Source organism: Mesorhizobium sp. (genome assembly GCF_024509055.1).
Classification (GTDB): Bacteria; Pseudomonadota; Alphaproteobacteria; order Rhizobiales; family Rhizobiaceae; genus Mesorhizobium.
In genome coordinates this window covers 1-1730 of record NZ_JANINM010000327.1, presented here as the reverse complement: position 1 = coordinate 1730, position 1730 = coordinate 1, and the positions used below count along the sequence as shown (strand labels likewise).

Genomic DNA, 1730 nt, shown 5'->3' with positions numbered 1-1730 from the left:
GGCAGAGCGGCGTCAAGGTGCCGACGATCCGCTATTACGAGCAGATCGGCCTGCTACCGGCCGCCTCGCGCACCGAAGGCAACCGCCGGCTCTACGACCGCCGCGACCTCGACCGGCTCGCCTTCATCCGGCACGCACGCGAGCTCGGCTTCGAGGTCGACGCCATCCGCACGCTGCTGACGCTGCAGGATGACCCCGACCAGTCCTGCGCCGCCGCAGACGCCATCGCCAAGGCGCGTCTGGTCGAGGTCGACAAGCGCATCGCCAGCCTCAACGCGCTGCGCGACGAGCTGCTGCGCATGGTCAGGCAATGCGCCAACGGCCGGGTCGGCGACTGCCGCGTCATCGAGACGCTCGCCGATACCACCCACGCGCACGGGCGGCTGGCGGAGGCGTGAGAAGTTGCAGCGTCCGCGCAACGGGCCTGCATAAATCCAGCTTATCATGACCCCAAGATTTTGAAGGCGTTACACGGCCATTCGCCGCCTGTAGCTTCGACGGCGCTTGTTCAAAAACGTCCGGATCTGGTGGCTTCATGCAAACACATGCGAGAGTGGTGATCGTCGGCGGGGGATGCGTCGGCGCGGGTATCCTCTATGGCCTTGCCAAGCGAGGCTGGACGGATGTCGCGCTGCTCGAACGGACCCAGTTGACCGCCGGCTCGACATGGCATGCGGCGGGCCTGATCCCTTCCTATGCCCGCAACATCAATGTCGGGCGCATGATCAACAAGACGATCGAGATCTATGAGGGGCTGGAGGCCGAGACGGGGCAACCGGTCGGCTGGCACAAATGCGGGCAGCTGCGCATCGCCAACAGCCGCGACCGGCTGGACGAATTCAAGAGCTATATGAGCGTGGCCGAGGTGCAGGGCATGCGCGCACATCTGCTGACGCCGGCGGAAACCAGGCAAGTCTGCCCGCTGCTCAACAACAACCATATGCTTGGCGCGCTCTACCATCCCGATGACGGGCACATCGCCCCGGCCGATGTCACACATGCCATGGCCAAGGGCGCGCGGGACCTGGGCGCCAAGGTCTATCTCAACACCGAGGTCACGGGCTTCAAGCGGACCGCCTCCGGCGAGTGGCTCGTTCAAACCAACAAGGGCGACATCACCTGCGAGCACGTGGTCTCAGCCACCGGCAATTACGCGCGCCAGACCGGCGCGCTGCTCGGCCTCGAAATCCCGGCCATCCCGATCCTGCACCAGTACTGGATCACCGAACCGGTGCCGGAAATCATCGAGCGCAAGAGAGAGGGGCGGCCGGAAATGCCGATCCTGCGCGACGAAGGTTTCGAAGGGTACCTGCGCGAGGAAGGCGACGGGTTCATGTTCGGGCCCTATGAGCGCACCGCGAACCTCAAGCTGTTCGCCGAGAATGGCGTGCCTGCCTGGTTCGGCGCCGACCTCGTCGAGGAGGATTTCGAGGCGGTATCGTGGAACTGGGAGCAGGCATTGGAGCTGGTGCCGGCGTTGGGCCGGGCCGGCATCAAGGCCAATGTGCGCGGCCCCTTCCAGATGACGGCCGACGAGCTGCCGCTCATGGGCCCGGCCTGGGGCCTGCCCAATGTGTGGCTGGCCGAAGGCGTGCCCGGCGGCATCCTTTGGGGCGGCACGATCGGCTATTATTTGTCGGAGCGGATCGTCGAGGGCGGCAACAGCCTCGACACGTCCGATCTCGACCCGCGCCGCTTCGGCGACTACGCCAACAAGGAATGGACGCGCG

At 65.7% G+C, this 1730-nt stretch carries 2 protein-coding genes; both read left to right on the top strand.

Going from position 1 to position 1730, the window contains the following annotated elements; translation table 11 throughout:
* On the top strand, positions 1–398 hold a 398-nt coding region (locus Q0L57_RS14425), incomplete at its 5' end, for a helix-turn-helix domain-containing protein (RefSeq protein ID WP_296743675.1).
* A gap of 137 nt (positions 399–535) precedes the next feature.
* The coding region (locus tag Q0L57_RS14420; protein ID WP_296743673.1) for an FAD-binding oxidoreductase at positions 536–1730 on the top strand (1195 nt) is incomplete at its 3' end.